The organism is Streptomyces sp. NRRL S-1813, assembly GCF_000719605.1.
Taxonomy (GTDB): Bacteria; Actinomycetota; Actinomycetes; order Streptomycetales; family Streptomycetaceae; genus Streptomyces; species Streptomyces decoyicus.
Map to the genome: position 1 here is coordinate 67,719 of NZ_JOHB01000008.1, position 22,564 is coordinate 90,282.

Sequence of the window (22,564 nt, forward strand, 5' to 3'; positions counted from 1 at the left end):
CAGAGGCCGGGAGCTGAGGCCGGGGAAGGCGCCGGGTGCGGAGGAACCGGTGCGGAGTGGTCACCGCGTCGGTCCCCGGCCCGCGGACGTCCGGGCGGGCCTGACGCCTTCAGGCGACCCAGTGCGGCCGCCGGGTGGCGGGCGAGGGTGAGGGCCCGGCGGCGAGGGCGGCGGCCATCCGGCGCACGGCCTCGCGCAGGGTGTCCGGAGGTGTGGTGTAGGGGATACGGAGACGCTGCTCGAAAATGCCCGGGTCGGTGGCGAAGTAGGTACCGCCCTCCATCCGCACGCCGTAGTCCTGTGCCCGCTCGGCCAGCGCCGAGGCGATGGGTTCGCCCAGGTCGACCCATAGCGACAGGCCGCCGGACGGCAGTTGCCACGTCCACTGCGGGAAGTGCTCGGCCAGGGCGGCGGCCAGGGCGGCGCGCTGCTCGCGCAGCTGTTCCAGGCGGGGCGGCAGCAGTTCCCCGGCCCGCGCCAGCAACGCCAGGGCCAGCAGCTGGTCCAGGACCGAGCCGCCCATGTCGGTGGCGACCCGCTGGCCGGCGAGTTCGGTCACGAGCCGCGCCGGGGCGCGCAGCCAGCCGATACGCAGCCCCGCCCAGTGGGTCTTGCTCATCGAACCGATGGTGACGACCTGGCCGGCTCCACCGGGCGTGGTGTGGGTGGCGAAGGGCGGCGGTGCCGGGACGTCGAGGGCGAGGTCGGCCAGGGTCTCGTCGATGACGAGCCAGGTACCCGAACGCTGAGCGGCACGCAGGACACGGGCGCGCTCATGATCCGGCATCAGACAACCGGTCGGGTTCTGGAAGTCGGGGATCAGGTAGGCCAGTTGGGGCACCGCCTGCCGCAGGGTCGACTCGACGATCTCGACATCCCAGCCGGTGCCGGTCACAGGGACCGACACGGTGCGGACCCGGGCGCGGCGCATGGCGTCCAGAGCGTTCGGATAGGACGGGTTCTCGACCATGACCCGGTCGCCGGGGCGGCACAGCAGCCCCATGACCAGGGTGAGTGCATGCTGAGCGCCGGAGGTCACCAGGATCTGTTCGGGCACGGTGGCCAGGCCCCGCCGGGTGAATCGCTCGGCGATGGCGGCGCGTAGTTCCGGAAGGCCATAGGGGTGGTAGCCGGGAGTGTGCGCGTGCTCGGCCAGCTGAGGGGTGACCTGGGCGAGCGCGTCGATGAGCGTCTGCCCCGGCAGTCCGGGGGCCGCCCTGGCCAGGTCGATGGCGGTGTCCTGGGCTTTGAGGAGCCGGGTGATGCCACGGGGCGTACGGCCCTCCGGCAGGTCCGTCCAGGTGCCCGAGCCCTGGCGGCTGTACGCGTAACCGCTCTCGCGCAGCAGGTCGTACACGGCGGTGATGGTGGTCCTGCTGGTGTTGAGGGCGGTGGCCAGTTCCCGTTCGGCGGGGAGTCTGACGTGCAACGCGATCCGACCGTCCAGGATCAGCGTGCTGATCGCCTGGGCCAGGTGCCGGTAGGCGGGCCGTGCCCCCGCCGGGTCGGGCAGCAGGGCGGCGAGCCGGCGGCTGCCCAGGGTCCGGTCGGTGCGGTCCGCCCTGTCCACGCGCGGGAAGGGATGCGACTCGGCCATACCACTCCCCCGGGATTGGCCATGTTTTATGGTCCAATCACTGTACAGAGTCGCCCCCAATGGCCTTACGACGCAGCCGCACACGGTGGAGGCGGTCGGCATGGAGCAGAAGTTCACGGACCAGGACGAGCGGGAAGTCCCGCGCCGCCGTCACGGGGGAAGCGTCGCGGCAACACCCCTGCCTCGTGCGAGCCCGTCCCCGCCCCCGCTCACCTATGTCCGCCTCGGTGAACGTCCGCTGCGACGCTTCCCGCAGCTGTTCGCCGGGCTCGCCTTGTACGGATTCGGCCTCTCGGTCATGGTCCGGTCCTCCCTGGGCCTCAGCCCCTGGAGCGTCCTGAACGAGGGCCTGGAACCCCCGACGAGAGCCCGATCTGCGGCGGTGCCAGGGTCACCGTGATCGGCACGGACCTGACGGGAGCGACGGCGGTGACCTTCGGCGGGAGTCCCGGGAATGACATCGTGGTCGATCCCTCGGGCTGCTCGCTGACCGTCGCCTGCCCGCCGAAGCGCGCCGGGAGCTGTGACGTGTGTTCTTCAACCGTGTGCTGATCACGGACCAGGAATTCACCGTGGCCCCGTCGGGTACCTTCCTGACCCTCATCGCCCCTCCGGCAACCACTCCGGGGCCCGTCCTGGTGCACGGAATCGGCCTCGTCGATACCTTCCCTCCCCTCACATGTACGACCAGCCCCTCCATTCCGTACACCTATTACCCGCCCGCCTGCCCCACGGCGATCCGGATCACGCCCTCGTCAGGCCCGGCGACCGGGGGTACCGCCTTCCAGATCTTCGGCAGCGATCTGTACTGCCCCTCCGTGACCGTCGGCGGCGTGGCTGTTCCGGTCTCCATCGACCCGCTCGGAGAATGCGTGACGGGGGTCACGCCCCCGCACGGGATACGCCCTCCAGCGCCTGATACAGCGTCATGCCCAGCGAGTACAGGTCGCCCGCGCCACCGGAGTACACGCCGTCGAGCCGTTCCGGCGCCAGGTACTCCAGCGAGCCGATCAGCCCGCTGCTCGCCGCGAGCGAGGTGTCACCCTGCTCCACGGCGATCCCGAAGTCGGCAGGTAGCACCCGCCCGTCCGGGGTGACCGTCACGTTCGCCGGTTTCGCGTCACGGTGGACAATCCCGGCCTTGTGTGCCGCATCGAGGCCGTCGAGCAAGCTCTTGGCGACGAGCGCGACAGCGGTGACAGGCTTGGGCCCGTCCTGGAAGAGCTTCTCGACGAGGTTGTCGCCGTCGACGAGCTCCATGACGATCCACGGCGCCTGATCCTCGATGACTACGTCGGCACGGCGACGATGTGCGGATGCGACCGCAGCCGGGCGGCATTGCGCGCCTCGCGCTCGGCGCGCTGCAGCCGCTGCGCGTGCTCCTCACCGGAAGTGGCCGGCGGAAGCCAGACCTCCTTCACCGGCACACCCACGTCGAGGGACTCGTCGCGAGCCTTCCAGACCCGTCCGCGAAACCCCCGCCTCCCAGAACCGACTCCAGCCGGCGCTGGAGGCCGATTCCCCCGACAAGAAGTCATGGGAGATCCGGACGACGACGTCGGCCTCTTCCGGATCCAACGGCTCCAGCACTCATCCGCCGCCCCGATGGCCCGAGCATGCGCCCCCACGTCCGGACCGGCCATCGGGGCGCGGCGCGCCGTGCGTTGGCGGTTAGGAGCAGGCGCATAGGCGTTGCCAGCCGACGGTGTCCAGACGGAGGAGGAGATCAGAGTGCAGGCGAGGCTGGTGAAGCCCAAAAGGTGCTCGGTTTCTCGTTCGCAGGATGGTGGAGGGCGTCGGAGGAGGAACGAGCCGTCGTTGGTGTGCTTGCCCGGTAGCTCAGCTTCCGATTTCCGACAGCGCTGGACTGCCAGCGCGCCGTGACGCCGAGGAACTCTGCAATTCGCTCACCAAGTCGGCTGTAGCCGCCGTGGACGCAGCGGTTGGCCAGCCGGGGACAGGCGCTCAGTTGTGAGGAGCCTGCCCCGCGCCAGGACGGCGGTACGTCGAACACCTGCTGCAGGGGTTCCTGCCTGCCATCACCAGCATTCCGCTGCGGCGCCCAACCCGAGCTGAACCCGCTGCCCCGCTCTCCAGTTCCTGGCTCAGACGTAGACGTAGGCGCTGGTGAGCGTGGTCGTACCGGAGTCGGTAGTGACGGTGATGTCCACCGTTCCGGCGGCCGGGCTCGGGGGCACAACGATGGTCAGGACGGTGTCGGACTGGACGCTGTACTGAACGGGCGCATTGTTGAACGTGACCAGGCTGGTCGTCGACAGGTTCAGGCCGTAGAGGTTGATGACGTTCGCGCCGACGACCGGACCGGTGCTCGGGCTCACGGCGCTGAGGAAGGGCGGATCGATGTACGCGTAGCTGATGGTTTGAGGGGTGATACCGCCGGCCGTGGTGACGGTGACGGGAACCAGGCCGGGCGCGGCGGCGGGTGGGACGGTGACGGTGATCAACTGGTCGCTGACCACGGTGGGCACAGCGGGCACCGAGCCGAACCGCACCTGCGTGGCAGTGCTGAACCTGTGCCCCTCGATGCTGATGATGTTCCTGCCGGCGGTCGGGCCGGCTCCCGGGACCAGGCTTTCCAGCGCACCGCCCGGAGAGTAGACGTACGGTTTGGGATTGCTGGTGCCTCCCGGAGTGGTGACGGTGAGCTGGGCGACACCGACGCCGGGTGGGGGGACCACGAGAATCTGGTTGGACGTGTTGGCCATGACGGTGCCGGGCACCTGGCCGAACTTCACCGCGGTGGCACCGGTCAGGTTGGTGCCGGTGACGGTCACGATGTTGCCGCCGGCCTCCGGGCCCGCCGGGGGGCTGATCATGTTGATGAGCGCGAGGATGGTGACGGTGTTCGCGCCGTTGTTGGACACGTAGGCGGTCAGCCCGCTGGCGGCGACCCCGACGCCGGTCGGCTGATGGCCGACGGTGACGGTGCCGCTCACCGTGTTGGTGGCGGTGTCGACATAGCTGACCGTGTCGGAACCGTTGTTCGCCACGTAGACGTGGCTGTCGTCCGGGGTGACCGTCACGCCCCATGGCGCGGTGCCCACGGGGATGGTGGCGATGATTGTCCGGCTCACGGTGTCAATGACGCTGACGGTGTTCGCGGTGCTGTTGGCCACGTACAGGTACCGGCTGTCGCTGGTGACTGCCGCGCCATAGGGAGCCGAAAGGCCAGGGATGGTCGCCACGACCGTGTTGGTGACCGTGCTGATCACGCTGACCGAGTTACCGCCCTGGTTGGTCACATACACCTCCAGGTCGTTGGGGGCAGCTACGACCCATGTGGGCTTGGCCCCGACCGGGATGGTCGCGACGACGGCGCGGGTGACGGTACTGATGACACTGAGGGTGTTCGAGTTCTGGTTGGCGACGTAGGCGAACAGGCCGTCGGGGCTCACCTGGATACCGAAGGGGCTTTTCCCCACCCCGATCGTGTTGGTGACCGCAAAGAGATTGCGCTGCACCACACTGACGGTGTTCCCACCACTGTTGGCCACGTAGAGGTAGACATTGTCCGGGGTGAGCGCGACCCCTGCGGGGGCGGTCAACGGGGCCGCAGGGGTGGAGATCGTGAGCGTTCCGGTGTCGAGAATGCTGACGGTCCCCGAGGCGTTACTGGCCGCGTATGCGAGCGGCGGCCCCAGAGGGCTGGTCGCCACTCCCAGCGGCTTGGTCCCCGCCGGGAGTGTCGCGATGACTTGCGGGGAGGGGGCGACGAGAGTTGCCGAGGCGGCGTGAATAGATGGTCTTGGGGGCGTGGTTGTTTCCTGTGTCTTCATCATGCACCCATTTCCTGAGCAGGATGTAGCCGGAGGTTGCTCGTCTGTCGAGGTCCGGATACTCGACGCGTAGCGGAAAGACGTTGCGCGAGGCGGCCTTTGAAGGCGAGTCCGCATACGTCGAATTCCCCGGACCGAAGCAGCAAACCGAAGAAGTGGGCACACTGACAGGCGGATTGGAGGCACTTCACACCGTATGAAAAACGCTCTGTACTCCCTTCTGCGCCCCTTGAACTCGATATCACCACCGCCGACGGAACCGCCCCCCATCTGCGCATCAACCCGAGCAGAGCATCCATCCTTGTGTACCTCCCTGAGATGGGGCTGGGGCGGCGCCCGGATCCGGAATCCGCCCCAGGTGCTCCGGGGCCTGTGCCGTCAGCGGACCTCAGGGGCAGGTGACGAGGATGGTGCCGCCGCGACTCCCCTACCAGTCCGCGCTCTTCTCGTGGCACGTGCCGTAGTAGCCGATGCGGTAGTCGGAGCAACCTGCTGAAACCCTTCGGGTGCACTCTCTGCGACGGAGGGAGGGCCGGAAGCCGGGCAGTCTTGTGCCGCCCGGCGGTGACGACCCTGCGCGCCCGGTGGGCCGATGGCACGCGCGCCGTGGACGGGGCCAGGGGAGCTTGCCCGCGACGATTCTCGCCCGCAGACTCCCGGGCTCCTGAAAGCATTCCTTAAGCCACTGGCCTCGAGCCTTACCCGAGGCTATGGCGCCCGGGGCGGCTGCTGCGGCCTGGCCGCCAACTTCAGCCTCGAACGCGACAACTACGACGTGTCAGTGGCCCGTACCGAGGACCAGCTCCTGTCCTCGGTGCGGGAACCCACGAGGAGACTGATGATCCTCGCCGACGGCTTCTCCTGCCGTACCACTCGAGCAACTTGGGGATCAGCCGCGAAATCTGGCGCGGAAGGTCTTGCCGGCGCTGAAGAACGGTTTCGTACCGGAGCGAACAGCGCAAAGAAACAGATCCGTTGGCTATAGGGGGCGCGCAGCATGTGGGAGCTCTCTCGTGGATGCGGGAGTATTTCGTATTGTTGGACATTGCTTCCCGTGCCACTTACAGCCCCTCTCGCGCCGTTCGAGAACGTACGGTCACGGAGACGATTCCTGCATGCCGGGATCCCGGCAGTCTCCATCGCCCCCTTGGGGCCCGGCTGATGGCAGGTGCATGGTGAGCGAATTGAATACCTCCGGTGCGAAAGGGCCAGTCCTGGACGCTGTGTCTCCCACTGCTGTGATCCCGCGGGCAGTGCTCACGGTTCCCGTGGGGACCAAACCGCTGGCATTGGTGGTCGGTATCCTCGGACTGCACGTCTACGTGGCCAACAGCGTTTCAGGGACGCTCAGCGTTGTGGACGTGGGAACACAGACTGCGAACACCGCCATCGCCCCTTTCACCACTCCCAGCGGGGTAGTCGTCACCCCTGACAGCAGCCGCCTTTTCGTGACGAACAGCGGCACACGCGCTGTCAGTACCGCGCTGAGAGACATCCTCGACGTCACCGGCACGATCGCCGTGGGAAGCACTCCCTATGGCATCGCTGTTGACCCCAGCGGCCTGCGCGTGTACGTCACCAACCAGAGCTCGAACTCCCTCAGCGTGATCGACACGCTCTCCGACACGGTGCTGGCGACGATTGCGGTCGGCGCCGCCCCCACCGGGGTCGCGGTCGCCCCCACCGGGCTGGAGGTATATGTGACGAACAGGGACAGCAACACCCTCAGCGTGATCAACACTGCCACCAACACCGTGGTGGCGACCGTTTCCGGACTGTCTGCTCCAATCGGAGTGGCGGTCACCCGCGACGGCGGTCGCCTCTACGTGGCCAACAGCAGTGCGAACACCGTCAGCGTCATCGACACCACCACTCGGACGGTCACCGCCACCATCGCGGTCGGCGCCGCCCCCTGGGGAGTGGCTGTCACCCTCGACGGCCGTCAGGTGTATACGGCCAACAACAGCTCCAACAACGTCAGTGTCATCGACACCACCACCAACACGGTCACCGACACCATTGCAGTGGGCACCGCGCCGACCGGCATCGCGATCACCCCCAACGGCCTGAGCGTCTACGTGGCCAACAGCGGTTCCAACACCGTCAGCGTCATCCAGACACTCAATGCGATGGCCCCCACCCTCGGTCCCCAATCCGGCGGAACCAAGGTCACGATCACCGGCACCAACCTCACCGGGGTCACCTCGGTGAAATTCGGCAGCATCCCCGCCACTGTCATCGCCAACACGGCCAACCAGGTCATCGCCGTCTCCCCACCCGGTTCCGGCGTCGCTGCGGTCACCGTCACCACTGCAGGGGGCACCAGCAACCCCAAACCCTTCAGCTACTACCCCAGCGGCAACGCCCACTCCCTGAGCCCCACCGCCGGCCCGACCCTGGGCAGAAACCTCATCACCATCCAAGGCTCCCAACTCGCCACAGCCAGCCTCGTACTCTTCGACGCCGTGCCGGCGCTGCCTCTCATCGTCTCCGACCAGCAGATCACGGTCGCCGCCCCACCCGCCATCACCCCCGGCCCGGTGCATGTCACCGTCACCACCGCAGGCGGCCTCACTACCGAAACACTCACCTACACCTACATCGATCCACCGCAGCTCACCGGTCTGAGCACCACCACGGGCACCTCCTTCGGCGGGAACACCATCGACCTGACCGGCCGGAACCTGGCGACCGTCACCAAGGTCACCATCAACGGCATCATCGCGCAGTACAGCATCGGCTCCGACACCGTCCTGGCCGCCATCGTCCCGCCCAGCCCCACCACCGGCCCCGCAGATGTCACCGTCACCACCGCCGGCGGCAGCACCACCCTTTTCGGCGGCTACATCTACACCTGACAGACATCCGGGCGGCAGCCCAACGAGGCCCACGCGATACAGACGCGGACAGTGTGCTGCACACCCAGCGGCGCAGGCCGGGACGAGGGTTGGAGAGCGCGTCTCTGCTGCGCGTCGAGCTCAACGCCCGGTCCTCAGCGTCGTGATCGTGGGCGAGCTGGCGATTCTCGTGATCGTCGCGCTCGCCGTAACCGTACGCGGGGGTGCTCATCGTCTGTCCGCAGAGGTCCGTGACCCGGCCCCCGTCACCCGGCGCGCCACCTTCGGCGCGATCACCGTCCTCGCTGTCTTCTACACCCTCATCACCTGGTCCATCGTCAGGCGTTCGGCGACAGCGGTGCAGTCGCCGGGGGAGCACCGACGCGTCCAGGGCCATCGGGTGGCTAGGCGGAGCCAGCGGCGGCGACCGGTGTGCACGAGCTGTGCGGCGCGGAGAACATGCGGAAGCGGAGCTTATCGAGTTCCCAGCGGCGGGTCTCGCCGATCAGGGCGAGCATCGGCATCCAGGGCGGGGAGATCGACGGCGATAGAGATATTCTCCAGCCAGACCCGGTTCCGCGCGGTGTCGTGCAGGGGCTCGATCCCGCCACCGCGTGAACGAGCGGGGCATTTCGTGGTGCGGGCTCAGGCGACCGGTGCCGGTCATACCGCCTCGGCCTCCAGGAGTGCAGGGGTGTGACGCGATGGTCGGACGATGCCGGCCGTGGCGGCGGCGATGACGCAGCACGACACGGGGAGGAAGAAGGTGAGGTTGAGGGGCAGGACGTGGGTCAGCGGTCCGATGACGGCGGGCCCGGCGAGCATGCCGAGGTAGCCGAGCCCGGCGACGCGGGAGACGTTGGTACCGGCGGCACCCTGGTCGGTGTGGCCCGCCGCGCTGAAGAGTTGGGGTACGCATCCCGAGAGCCCGGCCCCGAACACGGCCCAGCCGATCAGAGCCAAGGGGATCCAGGGTGAGAGGGCCGCCGCGGTCAGACCGAGTGCGGCGACGGATGCGCCGTGGCGGAGGATGGCCACCGGGCCGAAGCGTGCGGCCACCCGGTCGGCAAGCAGGCGGCCGAGGGTCATGGTGGTGGCGAAGGAGCCGTAGGCGAGTGCGGCGGTGGCGGCAGGCGCGTCCAGGGCATTGCGCAGATGGAGTGCGCTCCAGTCGTTGGCCACGCCTTCGCACAGCATGATCATCAGTGCCAGGCTGGCCAGTGCCCAGATGTGACGGGGCGTTTTGCGAGGGGCGTTCACGACAGGGGCAGCGGCGTCCATGGGGCGGCGGGCGGCGGGGCGCAGTAGCGCGGGGGCTGCGAGGGCGGTGACGGCCAGGCCGACGAGCGCCACCGCGCCGAGGGTCGTCACCGGGCTCCAGTTCCAGCTGAGCGTGCGGGCGCCGACCAGCGCGGCAAGGACTCCGCCGATGGAGAAGACTGCGTGGAAGGCGGACATGACGGGCCGCCGGTAACCATGCTCGACCTGGACGGCGTGGGCGTTCATGCTGACATCCAGGCAGCCGTTGCCGACGCCGAGCACGAGAAGTGCCGCCCCCAGCGCCCAGGCGTTCGCGGCCAGGCCGGGCAGGGCGACCGCGGCACTGCACAGTGCCGCGCTGAGCGGTACGACCGTACGGGACCCGAAACGGTCGGTGAGCGGGCCGGTGGCCTGCATGCCTGCGAATGCTCCCGCACCGAGCAGCAGCAGGAGCCAGCCGAGCAAGGCGTGGCTGATCCCTGCGCGGTGCTCAATGACCGGGATGTGGACGATCCACATCCCCATGAGGAAGCCGTTCAGGGTGAAGTACGCGAATGTGGCCAGTCGGCCGGCCCGTAGGTATCTATCCACGCTTTGAACATAACGAACATCTCTGAGTTGCGAAAGGTTGCGTTTCAAACGCAAGAAGTGTTCAATTGGAGTATGGCTAGCACAGACCGACTGAGGCAGATCACCGAGGCCGTACGGGAGGCGGGCCGCATCGGCGTCGCGGAACTGGCAGCGCTCACCGGCACATCGGAGATGACTATCCGCCGCGACCTCGAAGTCCTTGCGGACCAGGGTGTGTTGGAGCGTTACCGCGGAGGAGCCAGGAGTCTGCTGCTGCGGGGCGAGGAACCGCCCTTCGCGCTGCGGGCCCAGGAAGGGACGGACGTCAAGCGGCGCATCGCCGCCGAAGTCGCGGACCTGATCGCCGACGGGGAGTCCGTCGTTCTCGACAGTGGCACCACCTGCCTCGAGGTGGCTCGTGCCCTGGAGCACCGCCGCCTGACCGTCGCACCTCTCTCCCTGCATGCGGTGAACGCGCTGGCCGGAGCCCTGAACGTGACCCTGTTGGTACCCGGTGGCCACCCACGATCGGGGGAACTGGCGCTCACCGGCCCGCTGACCCAGGGATCGCTGGCCGCGCTGCGCTTCGACACCGCAGTCATCGGCTGCTGCGGACTCACCGCGGCGGACGGCCTGACCGCCTACGACCTGGACGACGCGGCGGTCAAGCGCGCAGCCATCGCCTCCGCCCGCCGCGTCATCGCCGTCACGGAGTCCGCGAAGCTGTCCCGCACTGCACTCGCCTTCGTCGCGCCCGCCTCCGCGCTGCACGCCCTGGTGACCGACGACGCCGCCCCGGAGGACGAGACCGGCGCGATCACGGCCGCCGGCGTCACCGTACGGAAGGTGTGACCACGTGACGGGCACCGTGCTCTTTGACCTTTTCGGCGTCATCGCACGCCATCAGTCCACCGAAGGCAAGAAGCGGCTCACCCGGACGGCAGGGGTGGCGGCGCCGGCCTTCTGGGACGCCTACTGGGAGCTGCGCCCGCCCTACGACCGCGGTGATGTGAACGGCCCCGGCTACTGGCGTCAGGTGGCCGACGCCATCGGCGCCTGCTTCGACGACCACCGGATCACCGACCTCGTCGAGGCCGACATTGCGAGCTGGAGTGCGGTCGACGACACGATGGTCGCCCTGGTCGAGGAACTCGCCGCCACAGGCCGGCACATGGGGCTGCTGTCCAACATCCCCGAAGAGCTGGCCTCGCACTACGAAGCGCATCATGCCTGGCTCAAGTGCTTCCCGGTTCGGGCCTTCTCGTGCCGCATGGGCCGCGCCAAGCCCGAGCGCGAGGCCTACGAATGGTGTCAGCACGCCCTGCGTACGGAGCCGGGCCACATCCTCTTTGTCGACGACCGCGCAGACAACGTACGTGCCGTCGAAGCGCTCGGCATGCAGGGGCACCTCTTCACCACGCCGGCCCGGCTGAGGCAGGCTCTCATTCAATGGGTCTGACCAGGCTCTTCAGTCCGGCCAAGGGGGTGTGGGGTGGAAGCTGCTGACAGCTTGATCGACATGGATCAGCAGTGTGTGCTTGAGGCATTGCGCCTTGAAGCCGCGGAGGTCCCGCGCGTTTCCAGGGCTGCCCAAGACCCAGTGGGGTCGGCCGACGCGGTGTGAACCCTGGTCCGTGCATGAGCTGTTGGGTCATGTTCGGGTGGTGATCGCGCGGTGCCGCAGATGCTGAACGGCCCGGCTCCGGACAAAGTCGAGATCACTGTTGCGGAGTACTACCGGCCGGACGATCGCTTCAGCGACTCGGCTTCATGGCCGCAGTCACACCCCTGACATTGATTCCCGGCACGAGCTTCACGCTGGTCATGCAGCAGGTGATCGCGGGTTCGCGGTCCGACGGTGTGCGCGCCGCATTTGGCTCGGCGTGCGGGCTCTTGGTCCACGCCGCCCCACTGTTCGGGGTCTCGAAATCCGCGGCCGACCGCGTCATCGCGCATTTCGAGCCCCTACTGGTACTCCGGCCCGGCAAGTGGTTCCGCAAGGACGCAGCCCTCATCGGGACGGCACCTTGGGCCCACCCGCACCTTGGTGCCCACCCGCGACCACACGGTCGCCGAACAGTCCAAAAATCACCGGTACTCCACCACCACCCAGGTCGTCATCGACGCCGACAGCCAACTGGTTGTCGTGGTCGGTCGGTCGCTTCCGGGCAACCACGCGGCACCTGCTGGAGTCCGGCGACCTGCCAGGCGAGCGGGTCGCCCACGTGGTCGGCTTCACCACTGCTGGATCGGGGGCACGATGTCGGCCCCTCCGCTCGCCTCGCACTCGCCGAGGTGACCGCACGGCAGCGAACTGCCCCCGAGTGACAGGCCCGCGGACGACACGGTTCACACCGGCACCCTTAGCTGTACCGCGTGCTCGATGTCCTCCACCTGCTGTTGGAGCACCGCTTCACCCCCAGTCCCCAGGGCGATCGACGCGCCATCTTCCACCGCCTCGCCCGCGCCGCCGGCGTCGAATTCCCCGGCGGTGAGCACGGCTGCCGCTGGGGCGCCGTCCAGGCCCAGCCTCTCTGGGGCCCTGGCCCCCCATGGGTTCCAGCCCCGCCAAGGGCCCTGTGAAGCGGGCCTGTCCGGTAGTCCGCTACAGGCGCGGGGTGCGTGCCTCAATCCGGTGGTCGAAGGCGGCACCACCGACGCCGACCGTGGTCACCCCGCCGTCGACGGTGAGGACGGCCCCGTTGACGTAGGACGCGGCGGGCGACAGCAGCCAGTCGATCGCCGCGGCGACCTCCTCCGGATCTCCCGGCCGGCCGGCGGGAGTCAGCCGGTTCGCCTCCTCGTACGCCGCCTCGGCACCACCCGCCAGCCCCGCCTCCGCCGCGAACCGCGCCATCCGCTGGTCGGCCATCTCCGTACGCACCCAGCCCGGACACACCGCGTTGGCCCGCAGCCCCTGTGGCCCGTAATCGACGGCGAGGGAGCGGCAGAGGTGGAGGAAACCCGCCTTGGACGTCGCATAGGCGGCGTTGCCGACGCTGTTGCGGAGCGCGGCGACCGAGGCGACCGCGACCACTGCGCCGCGGGCCGCCAGCAGATGCGGCAGCGCGGCACGCAGCAGCAGGAACGGGCCGGTGAGGTTGGTCCGTATCAGCTCTTCCCAGTCCTCGACCTCGGTGTCGCCGACCGCGCCGCCCCGCCCGATTCCGGCGTTGAGCACCACACCATCGAGTCTCCCGTAGGTCGTCACCGTCGTCTCCACGAGCTCGCGCACGGCCTCGGGGTCGGCGACATCGGAAGGATGCGCCAGCGCTCCGGTCTCCTCGGCCACCCGGCGCAGTGGCTCGGGCCGCCGCCCGGAGATCACGACCTGGTGTCCGGCGGTGCGCAGCAGCCGGGCTGTGGCGGCCCCGATTCCCGTTCCCCCGCCCGTCACCAGGACAACACGCTGTTCCGACATGGTCGTTCGCCTCCGAAGGTGGTCCGCTTCCGGTTCCCCGCGCTGTGAGCATACGAAGCGCCGCGGCCGTGACGCCATCGAGCGCCAGCAGGTCAATCGGCCAGCTTCAGGACGACCTCACCGCACGGCAGGCGAAGCCCATGGCCACCGCCCACGGCGACGCTGTCCGACCGTCAGTCTGTGCAGTGGTGGCCAGATGCCGGGGTGACGTCGTGACCGTGATCACTGGGGGTGATCGTCAGGCGGCGCGAACGTGCTGGTGAGCGGGAGGGGCAGGACGCCTGTCCATGCGCTGGTCTTCGGCTGCTGGTGGGCAGGGTGCTGAGCGGTGTCCTCGGAGATCACGGGCATATTTCGCGTGCCCTGCGCGATCCCCGCACCCAGGACTGGAACCGCAAGGCGCGCGCGGTGGTGGGCAACCTGCGCACGGTAGTGGGCCGGCACCCGGAGGATCCGCTGCTGGCAGAGTTGATCGGCGAGTTGACGATGAAGAGCCCGGAGTTCGTCGCGCTGTGGCGAGACCACCGCGTGTCGGCCTGCGACGCGGCGTCCTACGACCTGCACCATCCGACGACGGGACCACTGACGGTGACGCAACAGACGCTCGCTCTCGTCCGCTCACCGGAGCAGGTCCTCGTGGTGTGCACGGCGCCCGCCGGGTCCTCGTCGGAGGCCGCTCTCACATTGCTCCGGCAGACGGGCGCGGCGGCCGGAGACCGGCGGCGCGACACAGCGGGAAAGTCGGTAACCGGGGCGCGCAAGCCCACTCACCGGTGCCGCAGCGCGGTCGAACCGCTCCACCACAGCCGCTTCGGCATGGGAGCCGGGGGCGGGGCAATAAGTCCCCTGGTGCACTTGGCAGTTGGCCTCTGTGGGCTGGGCTCCCGGGCCGGGGGGCGCGGGGCGTCGCCGGGCGGGGCGGGGCCGGTACATAGTGCAGCCCGCTCAGGCCGTCGGTGCTCAGCACGTTTTCCTGGCATCCGCGGTCGAGCAGGGCGTGGATGGCGACCGGGCCGAGAATGTGCCCTTTGGCGAGGACGGAGAAAGGAGACACCCGCACCGTCCCCAGTCGCCTGTCTTACGAGTTCCGGAAGCTCTGCGGAGAGCAGTGGTTCACCACCGGTGAAGCGCACCGCCCTTGGACGCGGGGGCGGCACCGGTGACAGCGCATTCTGGCCGGGATCGTCCGGATCATGACCTTGACGCGAACTTCGGATCATCCGAAGCTGGCAGCACACCCGCCACCTGATGTAACGACCAATAAAACTTGAGGGAAGGCATGCGGAATCCGCCGTTCAACCCCTTTTCACCGGGCGGAACACCAGGCCCCTGAAAGCGGGAAGTTTCCCGGAAGGCGCCAGATCCGCACCACTCACCCGCTTGTGGAGTTCCAATAAATGAGGGTGCAACATCTCGGTGAAGGGGCCAGGAGGGCCCTGTCGCGAGTCTCGGGATCGCCGAAGGTCCGACGTCATGTGCGCGGCACCGGACCGGTGCACAGCCGAGTTGTCCGGTCTGGTCGTCTCCGCCGGCGGCCGGGCCGAGCTCGCGATGCCGCGCACCTGAGACCGGCAACCGAACCGACGACGCAGGGGTGTAGTTGTGCCAAGAGTTCTTCCCGCGCTGGTGAAGTGGATCGAAAAGCAGATGGTCCACCACTCCCGCTTCGATGACAGCCCGTTCATCTCGGAATCGGAGTTCCCATGGAGTCGAGGGCTCGAAGACAACTGGCGTGACATCAGAGCCGAACTCGACACCCTGCTGGAGCATCGCGACGCGCTGCCCAATTTTCAGGACATCTCGACCGGCCAACGCCACATCACCAACGACAACCAGTGGAAGACCTATTTCTTCTACGGTTACGGGTTGAAGTTCGACGCCAACTGCGAGCGGTGTCCGCGGACAGCTGAACTGCTGGCCCATATCCCCGGTCTGAAAACGGCTTTCTTCTCGATCCTCGGCCCCCATAAACACGTGCCACCGCACCGCGGCCCCTACAAGGGCGTGGTCCGTTATCACCTCGGACTGAAGGTCCCGTCTCCCGAGGACTCCTGTGGAATTCGCGTCGGCGGACAAGAGGCGCACTGGCGTGAGGGGGCCGGCATGTTCTTCGACGACACCTACGTACACGAGGCGTGGAACGGGACCGATGAGGACCGTGCCGTGCTGTTCATGGATGTCGTACGGCCGATGGCCTTTCCGTACTCCCTGGTCAACGACATGGTGATCAAAGGGATCGCTCGGAGCCGGTTCGTTCAGGAAGCCAAGGGAAATCAGGACGCCTGGGAGCGGCGCTTCGCACAGTTACTCCAGCGCGACTAGCGGCCCTGTCCGCTCAAAAGAGGTGTTATCCGGTGTCCCGCAGTGGCTTGCGGGACACCGTCGACAGACACGGACAGCCCTCCTACCACGACGCAACCTTCACGCGGTACTCGACCGGGGACGGCGCCGTCCTCGGAGCGGGCGCGCTGCGCCGTCCCGGCTCCGAGGACAGATCGGCCATCGTCGAACAGGGCCGGACTCACCAGGAGCCGGTGTGCCGGTCGCCGACGGGTCAGGAACCCGTCCCGTCGGCCCCGTCCATGGCCTCGGCGAGGCTCTTCGGGCGCATGTCGGTCCAGTGCTCCTCGACATAGGCGAGGCAGGCCTCCCGGGAATCCTCCCCGTGGGCGACCTCCCATCCGGCCGGGACCTCCACGAAGGACGGCCACAGGGAGTGCTGAGCCTCGTCGTTGACCAGCACCAGGTACGTGCCCTCGGGGTGCTCGAAGGGGTTGGTCATGGTGTGCTTCCTTCTTCCTTCTTCTGGTTTCTCCGGCTTTCCGGCTTTCCGGCTTTCCGGCTCTCCGGCTCTCCGGCTCTCCGGCTACCGACTGCGGTAGCCGGATGCTGCGACGTCGCCCAGCCTTTCGGCCACCACGCGCCCGATCTGGGCGAGCGGCACGGGCTTGCACATCTCCTGGTGGGTGCAGTCCACGGCGTACCGCTCCACGCGACCGGTGACAGCGGGCTCCCAGGAAGCCGCGGTCGGCAGCCCCGGCGAGCGTTCGGAGGTCGCCGTGAAGTGCAGGAGGCTCCCGTCGAACCGACCGGGCACGTGCGCCGCAGACAGGCGTGCATTGTTCGCGACGATCTCGGTCATCGCCACCACGCGGCGCTCCTCCACGTCCGCCAGGGGCCCGCCGCCGCTCCGCAGAACCTCCATGACGTCGGCGATGCGCAGCGGTACGCCGTCCCCGGCGTGGCCCGCGAAGTCGAGCAGGGCCGAGAGGACTTCCTGCTCGTCCGGAAGCGGAGCCGCCCTCTGGGGGTCCCGGGGGTAGGAGTCGAGCAGGGCGAGCAGAGCCACCTCTTCGCCCTCGGCCTGGAGGCGGACCGCGACGGCGTGGGCCGCCAGGCCGCCGAACGACCAGCCCAGCAGATGATAGGGGCCGGTGGCCTGGACCGAACGGATCTGCGCAACGTAGTCGGTGACCAGGTGCTCCATCGTTTCCGGGTACTCATCCGGCCGCGCCATGCCGCGCGCCTGGAGCCCGTACACCGGGCGGTCCTGCCCCAGCTGCCGCAGCAGCCCGGTGTAGCACCAACTCAGGCCATCGGAGGGGTGGATGCAGAACAGCGGCGGGAGCCCACCGGAGGCCCGTAGCGGCAGGAGGACGTCGAAGGCGTCGCCCGGGACGCCCCGTCGGAGGCGTTCCCTCAGGCGGCTCACCGTGGGTGCCGCGAACAGGTCCCGGACCGACAGGTCGAAGCCCAGCGTGTCCCGGATCCGGCTCACCAGCCGGATCGCCGCCAGCGAGTCACCGCCGAGTGCGAAGAAGTCGTCATCGATGCCGGTGGCGACCGCGCCGACGCACTCGGCGAACAGGCCGCAGAGGATCTCCTCCTCGGGTGTGCGCGCCGGCCACGTGGAGACCGGCGAGCGCGGGCCCGGCTCCGGCAGGGCCTGCCGGTCCAGCTTCCCGCTGTGGGTCAGCGGCAGCGCGTCCAGGACGGCGACCGTGGCCGGGACCATGAACTCCGGCAGCACCTGGGCGGCGTGGGCCCGCAGCTCGGCCGGTTGCGGCTCGGCACCCGGCGCCCCGACCACATACGCCACCAGCCGCCGCTGTCCTGGCCGGTCCTCGCGGACGACGACGGCGGCCTGCGAGACCGTGGCGTGCCGGGTCAGAGTCGCCCCGATCTCGCCGGGCTCCATGCGGAACCCGCGCAGCTTGACCTGGTCGTCCGCGCGGCCGGCGAAGTGGAGAACGCCGTCCTCGGCCCAATGGGCGAGGTCCCCGGTCCGGTACATCCGCTCCCCCGGCGCGCCGAACGGGCAGGCCACGAACCGCTCGGCCGTGAGGCGACGGCGGTTCAGGTAGCCGCGGGCGAGCTGTACGCCGGCAAGGTAGAGCTCTCCCACGGTGCCCGGTGGCACCGGGCCCAGGCCCGCGTCCAGCACGTAGGCACGCATGTTCCTGACGGGGCGTCCGATCGGCACCGGTGGGCCGTCCGGTGCCGCGGCCGGGGTGCGCCCGCAGGTGCCGGTCGTCGCGTGGACGGTGGCTTCCGTCGGGCCGTAGAGGTGGTGCAGGTCCACGTCCAGCACGGTCAGGGCGCGGTCCCGCAGGTCCGCCGGGAGCGCCTCCCCTCCGGTCAGGACCCGCCGCAGGCTCGTGCAGCCGGCCGCGGCCGGTTCGTCGAGGAAGGTCCACAGCATCGACGGCACGAAGTGCACGGTCGTCACCGCGTGTGCGCGGATCACCTGAGCCAGGTAGGCCGGGTCCCGGTGCCCCTCGGGGTCGGCGACCACGATCCGGGCCCCGGTGGTCAGAGGCCAGAAGAACTCCCACACGGACGCGTCGAAGGACGTCGGCGCCTTGTACAGGACCGAGTCGGAGGGTTCGAGTCCGAACTCGGCCTGAATGCCCAGCAGCCGGTTCACGACGGCGCCGTGCGGGACGATGACTCCCTTGGGCGCGCCCGTCGAGCCGGAGGTGTAGAGCACATAAGCGGGGTGCGCGGACGTCAACGGCGTACCGAGGGCCGCGCCGCCCGGATTCACCGCGGGCCGGTCGCCGGGGTGCCGGACCTGGTCCCGGTCGTCCAGGACACAGACCGGCCCGGCGTCCTTGAGCAGGGCGCGGATCCGCTCGGCCGGGTAGTGCGTATCGACGGGCAGATAGGCCGCGCCGGACTTCAGCACGGCCAGCAGGGCCACGGCGAGTTCGACCGAGCGCGGCAGGGCGACGGCCACCACCTGCTCCGGTCCGGCCCCGCGCTCGATCAGAGCATGGGCCAGACGGTTCGCCCACGCGTTCAACTCGGCATAGGTCAGGTCGACTTCCCCGGCGGACAGGGCGATCGCGTCCGGGGTCCGGGCCGTCTGCGCCTCGAACAGCTCCGGCAGCGTCGAGGAGGACGGCGGCCGTGCGGTGTCGTTCCACTCCACCAGGACCCGCCCGCGCTCGGCGGGCGTGAGGGTGTCCAGCCGCCAGATCCGCTCGGCGGGGTCGGCGGCCGCGGCATCGAGCAGCCGCTCGAACCGGGTCGCCAGGTCCGCCACCGTGCCCCGGTCGAACAGGTCCGTGCTGTACTCGACGGTGCCTTCCAGACCCCCGGGCAGCCCGTCCGGGGTGCGCCGTTCCGCCAGTCTGAACAGCAGGTCGAACTTGGCCGACTGTGACTGCGTCCCCTCGGCCCGGCAGTGCAGCCCCGGAAGGTCCACCGCCAGGTCGTGGGTGTGGTGGAGCGTCAGCAGCACCTGGAAGAGCGGGTGCCGGGCTGCCGAGCGCGCCGGGTTGAGCACCTCCACCAGGTGCTCGAACGGCACGTCCTGATGCGCGTACGCGGCCAGGCCCGCCTCGCGCACCCGGTCCAGCAGCTCCGCGAAGCTCGGGTTCCCGCCGGTGTCGGTACGCAGCACCAAGGTGTTGACGAAGCATCCGACGACGTCGTCGAGCGCGTCGTCGGTGCGCCCCGCGGTCGGCGTGCCGATCGGGATGTCGGTGCCCGCGCCGTCCCGGGTGAGTAGCGCCGCCAGCGCCGCCTGGACGACCATGAACAGGCTCGCGTGCCCCGCCCGGGCCAGCGCGGCGAGCCGGGCGTGGAGGTCCGGGCCCACCCGCAGCGGCACCGTGGCGCCGCGGTGACTGGCCACCTCCGGACGTGGCCGGTCCCGGCGCAGCTCCAGCTCGGCCGGCAGCCCCGTCAGCGTCCGCCGCCAGTACTCCACCTGCCGGGACAGCACACTGTCCTCGTCGTCCGCCTCGCCGAGGAACCGCCGCTGCCACAGGGTGTGGTCGGCGTACTGGACGGGCAGCGGTGTCCAGGACGGTGCCCGGCCCGCGCGCCGGGCGGTGTAGGCGCTGGACAGGCCGCGGGCCAGCGGGCGGTTGGACAGGGCGTCGCCCGCGATGTGGTGGAGCACGAGCAGCAGCACGTGCTCACCCGGGCCCGGCGTGAACAGCCGCGCGCGCAGGGGCGGTTCGGACGACAGGGCGAACCGGTGCGCGGCCGCGTCCGCGATCGAAGCGGCGAGCCCGGCCTCGTCGACCGCCTCCACGGGCAGCTCGACGACGGCGTCGGCGGGGTCGAGGACGTGCTGGCGCGGCACGCCCGCCGCATCCGGATAGACCGTGCGCAGCACCTCGTGCCGGGCCACCACATCGTTCAGGGCGGCGTGCAGCGCGGCGACGTCGAGGTCCCCGGTCAGGCGCAGGGCGAACGGCATGTTGTACGTGGCCGACGGGCCCTCGAGCCGGTGCAGGAACCACAGGCGGCGCTGGGCGAACGACAGCGGCAGTTCGACCGGACGGTCGTCGGCGGGCCGCAGCGCCGGACGCCGGGAAGCCCCTCGGGCCTGTCTCCCCGGCCTCCGTGGGGAGACAGGCCCGAGGCCCGACGCGTCGATCCGGGCCGCCAGACCGGCCACCGTGGGAGCCTCGAACACGTCCCGTACGGCGAGCTCGACACCGAGCACCGTACGGATGCGCGACACCAGGCGGGTCGCGAGCAGCGAGTGCCCGCCCAGGGCGAAGAAGTCGTCGTCGATCCCGGCCTGCGCGCTCCCGAGGGCCTCGGCGAACAGCCCGCACAGGATCTCCTCCGCGGGCTCGCGCGGCTCCCGGCCGCCGGCCCCGTGGATCCCCGGCCCGGGGGCGGGCAGGGAGCGGCGGGCCAGCTTCCCGCTGGGGGTGAGCGGCAGCGCGTCGAGCACGACGGCCACGGCGGGCACCATGAACCCGGGCAGCTTCCCGGCGGCGAACTCCCGCAGTTCGCCCGGGTGCACCCGGGCACCGGGCGCGGGCACCACATAGGCGGTCAGGCGCTGGTCGCCGGGCCTGTCCTCACGCACCATCGCGACCGCGTGCCCGACCGTGGCGTGCCGGGCCAGCACCGCCTCGACCTCACCGAGCTCGATACGGAACCCGCGCAGCTTGACCTGGTCGTCCGCCCGGCCCGCGTACTCCAGCAACCCGGCCGCGGTCCAGCGGGCCAGGTCGCCGCTCCGGTACATCCTGCTCCCCGGCCCCCCGAACGGGTCGGCAACGAAGCGCTCCGCGGTCAGGCCCGACCGGTTCAGGTACCCCCGGGCGAGCTGTACTCCGGAGAGGTAGACCTCGCCCGTCACTCCGGGCGGCACCGGCCGCAGCCGCGCGTCGAGCACGTAGACCCGCATGTTCCGGACCGGCCTGCCGATCACCGGCCGGGCACTGTCCCGTACCCGGGCGCCGACGGCGTCCACGGTGCACTCGCTCGGCGCGTAGTAGTTGTGCACCTCGATGCCGGGGTACTCCCGCAGCGTCTCCCACAGCGCCGCGTCCGTGGCCTCCGCACCCAACAGGATCACGCCCGGCCGGTGACCGGGGCCGTCCAGCATCCCCAGGCCTGCCAACTCGCGCAGCAGCGACGGCGTGATCCCCAGGTAGTCGATGCCCCGGCTGCGTACGTACGCCAGCAGCGCGGCGGCGTCGCGGCGGGTGTCGTCGTCCACCACGTGCAGTTCGTGCCCGGCCACGAGGCCGAGAAGCTGCCCCATGCTCGCGTCGAACGACAGCGACGCCGTGTGTGCCACGCGCAGCCGCCGCCCGGCCGCCGCGGTCACCTTGGCCGCCGCGGGGGCGAAGACGCGCTCGCGGTGGCTGGCGAACAGGTTCGCCAGGCCCAGATGCGTCACCAGCACGCCCTTCGGCACGCCCGTCGACCCGGACGTGTACACCACGTACGCTCCCCGGTCTCCCCGCACGGCCGGCTGCTCGGTCGGCGCGCCCTGCCCCGTGGCGGCCCGCGCGTCCGTGGCCGGGGGCGCGTCCGTGGCCGAGGGCGCGTCCGCGTCCAGCAGCAGTAGTGGCGCCCGGCACTCGCCCAGCCGCCCGGCCAGTGCCCGCTCGGTCACCACCACGGGCACCGACGCGTCGGCAAGCATGAACGCCAGGCGCTCCGCCGGATAGCCGGGGTCCAGCGGCACGCACACCCCTCCGGCCTTCCAGACGGCCAGGACAGCGGCGATCATCTCGGTCGACCGGCGCACGCACAGACCGACCAGCACATCGGGCCCGACGCCGTGGTCGGCCAGGTACCCGGCGAGCTCGTCCGCCCGCGCGCGCAGTTCCGCGAATGTCCGCTCCACCCCGTCGGCGACCACGGCCACCGCGTCCGGGGTCCGCGCGGCCTGTGCCTCGAAAGCCTCGGGAACCAGGACGGACGGCGGCTCGCCGACCGTGCCGTTCCACGCCACCAGGACCTGGTCCCGTTCGGCCGGTGCCAGGATCTCCAGGGCGCCGATCCGCCGTCCCGGGTCCGCGACCGCGGTCGCGAACACCGCGTGGAACAGCCGCCGTTCGAAGCGGACTCCCTCGGTGAGGGTCGTCGCGTAGCGGGTGGCGAGGCGGCGCCACTGCCCGAGCGGGGAGGGCTGACGGTCCATGCCCTGCGCTGCACCCTGGGTGCGGACGCCTTCCTCCGCATGCTCAAGGACTGGAACAGGAAGCATCGCCACGGCGCCGCGAGCCCCGCCGACTTCACCGCGCACGCCCAGCAGTACGCAGCCGCCTCCCTCGACGGACCCTTCGACGCCTGTGCTGCGTCAGGAGGTGTC

Annotated in this window: 17 protein-coding genes and 2 pseudogenes; 8 read left to right on the forward strand and 11 right to left on the reverse strand. The window is 69.8% G+C overall.

Going from position 1 to position 22,564, the window contains the following annotated elements; all coding sequences use genetic code 11:
• Nucleotides 1–109: 109 nt before the first annotated feature.
• Nucleotides 110–1,597 (reverse strand): PLP-dependent aminotransferase family protein, encoded by a 1,488-nt coding sequence (locus tag IF67_RS0114430; protein WP_030985683.1) that lies wholly within the window; start codon nucleotides 1,595–1,597, stop codon nucleotides 110–112.
• Nucleotides 1,598–1,993: 396 nt separating this feature from the next.
• Between IF67_RS0114430 and IF67_RS46240 the strand changes: the two genes are divergently transcribed.
• On the forward strand, nucleotides 1,994–2,149 hold the full coding sequence (locus IF67_RS46240) for a hypothetical protein (protein WP_420708659.1): 156 nt from the start codon (nucleotides 1,994–1,996) through the stop codon (nucleotides 2,147–2,149).
• Between the two features lie 160 nt (nucleotides 2,150–2,309).
• Here the strand turns inward: IF67_RS46240 and IF67_RS43715 are convergent, their stop codons facing one another.
• The 4 genes from IF67_RS43715 to IF67_RS0114445 all read right to left on the reverse strand — a co-directional run bounded on the left by IF67_RS43715 (nucleotide 2,310) and on the right by IF67_RS0114445 (nucleotide 5,397).
• Nucleotides 2,310–2,450 (reverse strand): hypothetical protein, encoded by a 141-nt coding sequence (locus tag IF67_RS43715; RefSeq protein WP_158713091.1) that lies wholly within the window; start codon nucleotides 2,448–2,450, stop codon nucleotides 2,310–2,312.
• Between the two features lie 29 nt (nucleotides 2,451–2,479).
• Nucleotides 2,480–2,857, reverse strand: coding sequence for a protein kinase domain-containing protein (locus IF67_RS40305; RefSeq protein WP_051818049.1), 378 nt, complete (start codon nucleotides 2,855–2,857; stop codon nucleotides 2,480–2,482).
• Between the two features lie 29 nt (nucleotides 2,858–2,886).
• Nucleotides 2,887–3,018, reverse strand: a complete 132-nt coding sequence (locus IF67_RS45730; RefSeq protein ID WP_267959193.1) for a hypothetical protein — start codon at nucleotides 3,016–3,018, stop codon at nucleotides 2,887–2,889.
• A 684-nt stretch (nucleotides 3,019–3,702) separates the two neighbouring features.
• Complete coding sequence (locus IF67_RS0114445; RefSeq protein WP_234341097.1) at nucleotides 3,703–5,397, reverse strand: IPT/TIG domain-containing protein; 1,695 nt, start codon at nucleotides 5,395–5,397, stop codon at nucleotides 3,703–3,705.
• A 1,358-nt stretch (nucleotides 5,398–6,755) separates the two neighbouring features.
• Here IF67_RS0114445 and IF67_RS0114450 point away from each other — a divergent pair.
• On the forward strand, nucleotides 6,756–8,252 hold the full coding sequence (locus IF67_RS0114450) for an IPT/TIG domain-containing protein (protein WP_267959194.1): 1,497 nt from the start codon (nucleotides 6,756–6,758) through the stop codon (nucleotides 8,250–8,252).
• A 291-nt stretch (nucleotides 8,253–8,543) separates the two neighbouring features.
• Here IF67_RS0114450 and IF67_RS44890 read toward each other — a convergent pair.
• A pseudogene (locus tag IF67_RS44890) lies at nucleotides 8,544–8,855 on the reverse strand (transposase); the annotation flags it as partial.
• Between the two features lie 39 nt (nucleotides 8,856–8,894).
• On the reverse strand, nucleotides 8,895–10,082 hold the full coding sequence (locus IF67_RS0114460) for an MFS transporter (RefSeq protein ID WP_030985688.1): 1,188 nt from the start codon (nucleotides 10,080–10,082) through the stop codon (nucleotides 8,895–8,897).
• 72 nt (nucleotides 10,083–10,154) lie between these two features.
• Here IF67_RS0114460 and IF67_RS0114465 point away from each other — a divergent pair, with 72 nt between their 5' ends.
• The 4 genes and pseudogenes from IF67_RS0114465 to IF67_RS41435 all read left to right on the forward strand — a co-directional run.
• Complete coding sequence (locus IF67_RS0114465; protein WP_030985690.1) at nucleotides 10,155–10,913, forward strand: DeoR/GlpR family DNA-binding transcription regulator; 759 nt, start codon at nucleotides 10,155–10,157, stop codon at nucleotides 10,911–10,913.
• A gap of 4 nt (nucleotides 10,914–10,917) precedes the next feature.
• Nucleotides 10,918–11,520 carry an HAD-IA family hydrolase gene (locus IF67_RS0114470; RefSeq protein WP_030985692.1) on the forward strand — a complete coding sequence of 201 codons (603 nt, stop codon included), beginning with the start codon at nucleotides 10,918–10,920 and terminating at the stop codon, nucleotides 11,518–11,520.
• A 73-nt stretch (nucleotides 11,521–11,593) separates the two neighbouring features.
• A complete protein-coding gene (locus tag IF67_RS46245) occupies nucleotides 11,594–11,752 on the forward strand; it encodes a maleylpyruvate isomerase N-terminal domain-containing protein (RefSeq protein ID WP_420708660.1) in 159 nt (52 codons plus the stop codon).
• 79 nt (nucleotides 11,753–11,831) lie between these two features.
• Nucleotides 11,832–12,234: pseudogene (locus IF67_RS41435) on the forward strand (hypothetical protein); the annotation flags it as partial.
• 176 nt (nucleotides 12,235–12,410) lie between these two features.
• On the opposite strand, the gene IF67_RS45980 reads toward IF67_RS41435, so the two are convergent.
• A complete protein-coding gene (locus IF67_RS45980; protein WP_158713093.1) occupies nucleotides 12,411–12,560 on the reverse strand; it encodes a hypothetical protein in 150 nt (49 codons plus the stop codon).
• Between the two features lie 106 nt (nucleotides 12,561–12,666).
• On the reverse strand, nucleotides 12,667–13,482 hold the full coding sequence (locus IF67_RS0114480) for an SDR family NAD(P)-dependent oxidoreductase (protein WP_030985694.1): 816 nt from the start codon (nucleotides 13,480–13,482) through the stop codon (nucleotides 12,667–12,669).
• A gap of 318 nt (nucleotides 13,483–13,800) precedes the next feature.
• On the opposite strand from IF67_RS0114480, the gene IF67_RS44220 reads away from it, so the two are divergent.
• Both IF67_RS44220 and IF67_RS0114490 read left to right on the forward strand, forming a co-directional pair.
• On the forward strand, nucleotides 13,801–14,679 hold the full coding sequence (locus tag IF67_RS44220; protein WP_267959195.1) for a hypothetical protein: 879 nt from the start codon (nucleotides 13,801–13,803) through the stop codon (nucleotides 14,677–14,679).
• 429 nt (nucleotides 14,680–15,108) lie between these two features.
• On the forward strand, nucleotides 15,109–15,804 hold the full coding sequence (locus tag IF67_RS0114490; protein WP_199812728.1) for an aspartyl/asparaginyl beta-hydroxylase domain-containing protein: 696 nt from the start codon (nucleotides 15,109–15,111) through the stop codon (nucleotides 15,802–15,804).
• Nucleotides 15,805–16,036: 232 nt separating this feature from the next.
• On the opposite strand, the gene IF67_RS0114495 is transcribed toward IF67_RS0114490, so the two are convergent.
• Both IF67_RS0114495 and IF67_RS0114500 read right to left on the reverse strand, forming a co-directional pair.
• Complete coding sequence (locus IF67_RS0114495; protein WP_030985698.1) at nucleotides 16,037–16,264, reverse strand: MbtH family protein; 228 nt, start codon at nucleotides 16,262–16,264, stop codon at nucleotides 16,037–16,039.
• An 84-nt stretch (nucleotides 16,265–16,348) separates the two neighbouring features.
• Nucleotides 16,349–22,393: an amino acid adenylation domain-containing protein gene (locus IF67_RS0114500; protein ID WP_051818052.1), complete on the reverse strand. Its 6,045-nt coding sequence runs from the start codon at nucleotides 22,391–22,393 to the stop codon at nucleotides 16,349–16,351.
• Nucleotides 22,394–22,564 lie beyond the last annotated feature (171 nt).

Coding starts and splice junctions, on each gene's coding strand:
- IF67_RS0114495 (WP_030985698.1), bottom strand. CDS start 16,264: ATGACCAACCCCTTCGAGCACCCCGAGGGCACGTACCTGGTGCTGGTC.
- IF67_RS0114465 (WP_030985690.1), top strand. CDS start 10,155: ATGGCTAGCACAGACCGACTGAGGCAGATCACCGAGGCCGTACGGGAG.
- IF67_RS0114445 (WP_234341097.1), bottom strand. CDS start 5,397: ATGATGAAGACACAGGAAACAACCACGCCCCCAAGACCATCTATTCAC.
- IF67_RS40305 (WP_051818049.1), bottom strand. CDS start 2,857: ATGGAGCTCGTCGACGGCGACAACCTCGTCGAGAAGCTCTTCCAGGAC.
- IF67_RS43715 (WP_158713091.1), bottom strand. CDS start 2,450: ATGGAGACCGGAACAGCCACGCCGCCGACGGTCACGGAGGGGCAGTAC.
- IF67_RS0114430 (WP_030985683.1), bottom strand. CDS start 1,597: ATGGCCGAGTCGCATCCCTTCCCGCGCGTGGACAGGGCGGACCGCACC.
- IF67_RS0114480 (WP_030985694.1), bottom strand. CDS start 13,482: ATGTCGGAACAGCGTGTTGTCCTGGTGACGGGCGGGGGAACGGGAATC.
- IF67_RS0114500 (WP_051818052.1), bottom strand. CDS start 22,393: ATGGACCGTCAGCCCTCCCCGCTCGGGCAGTGGCGCCGCCTCGCCACC.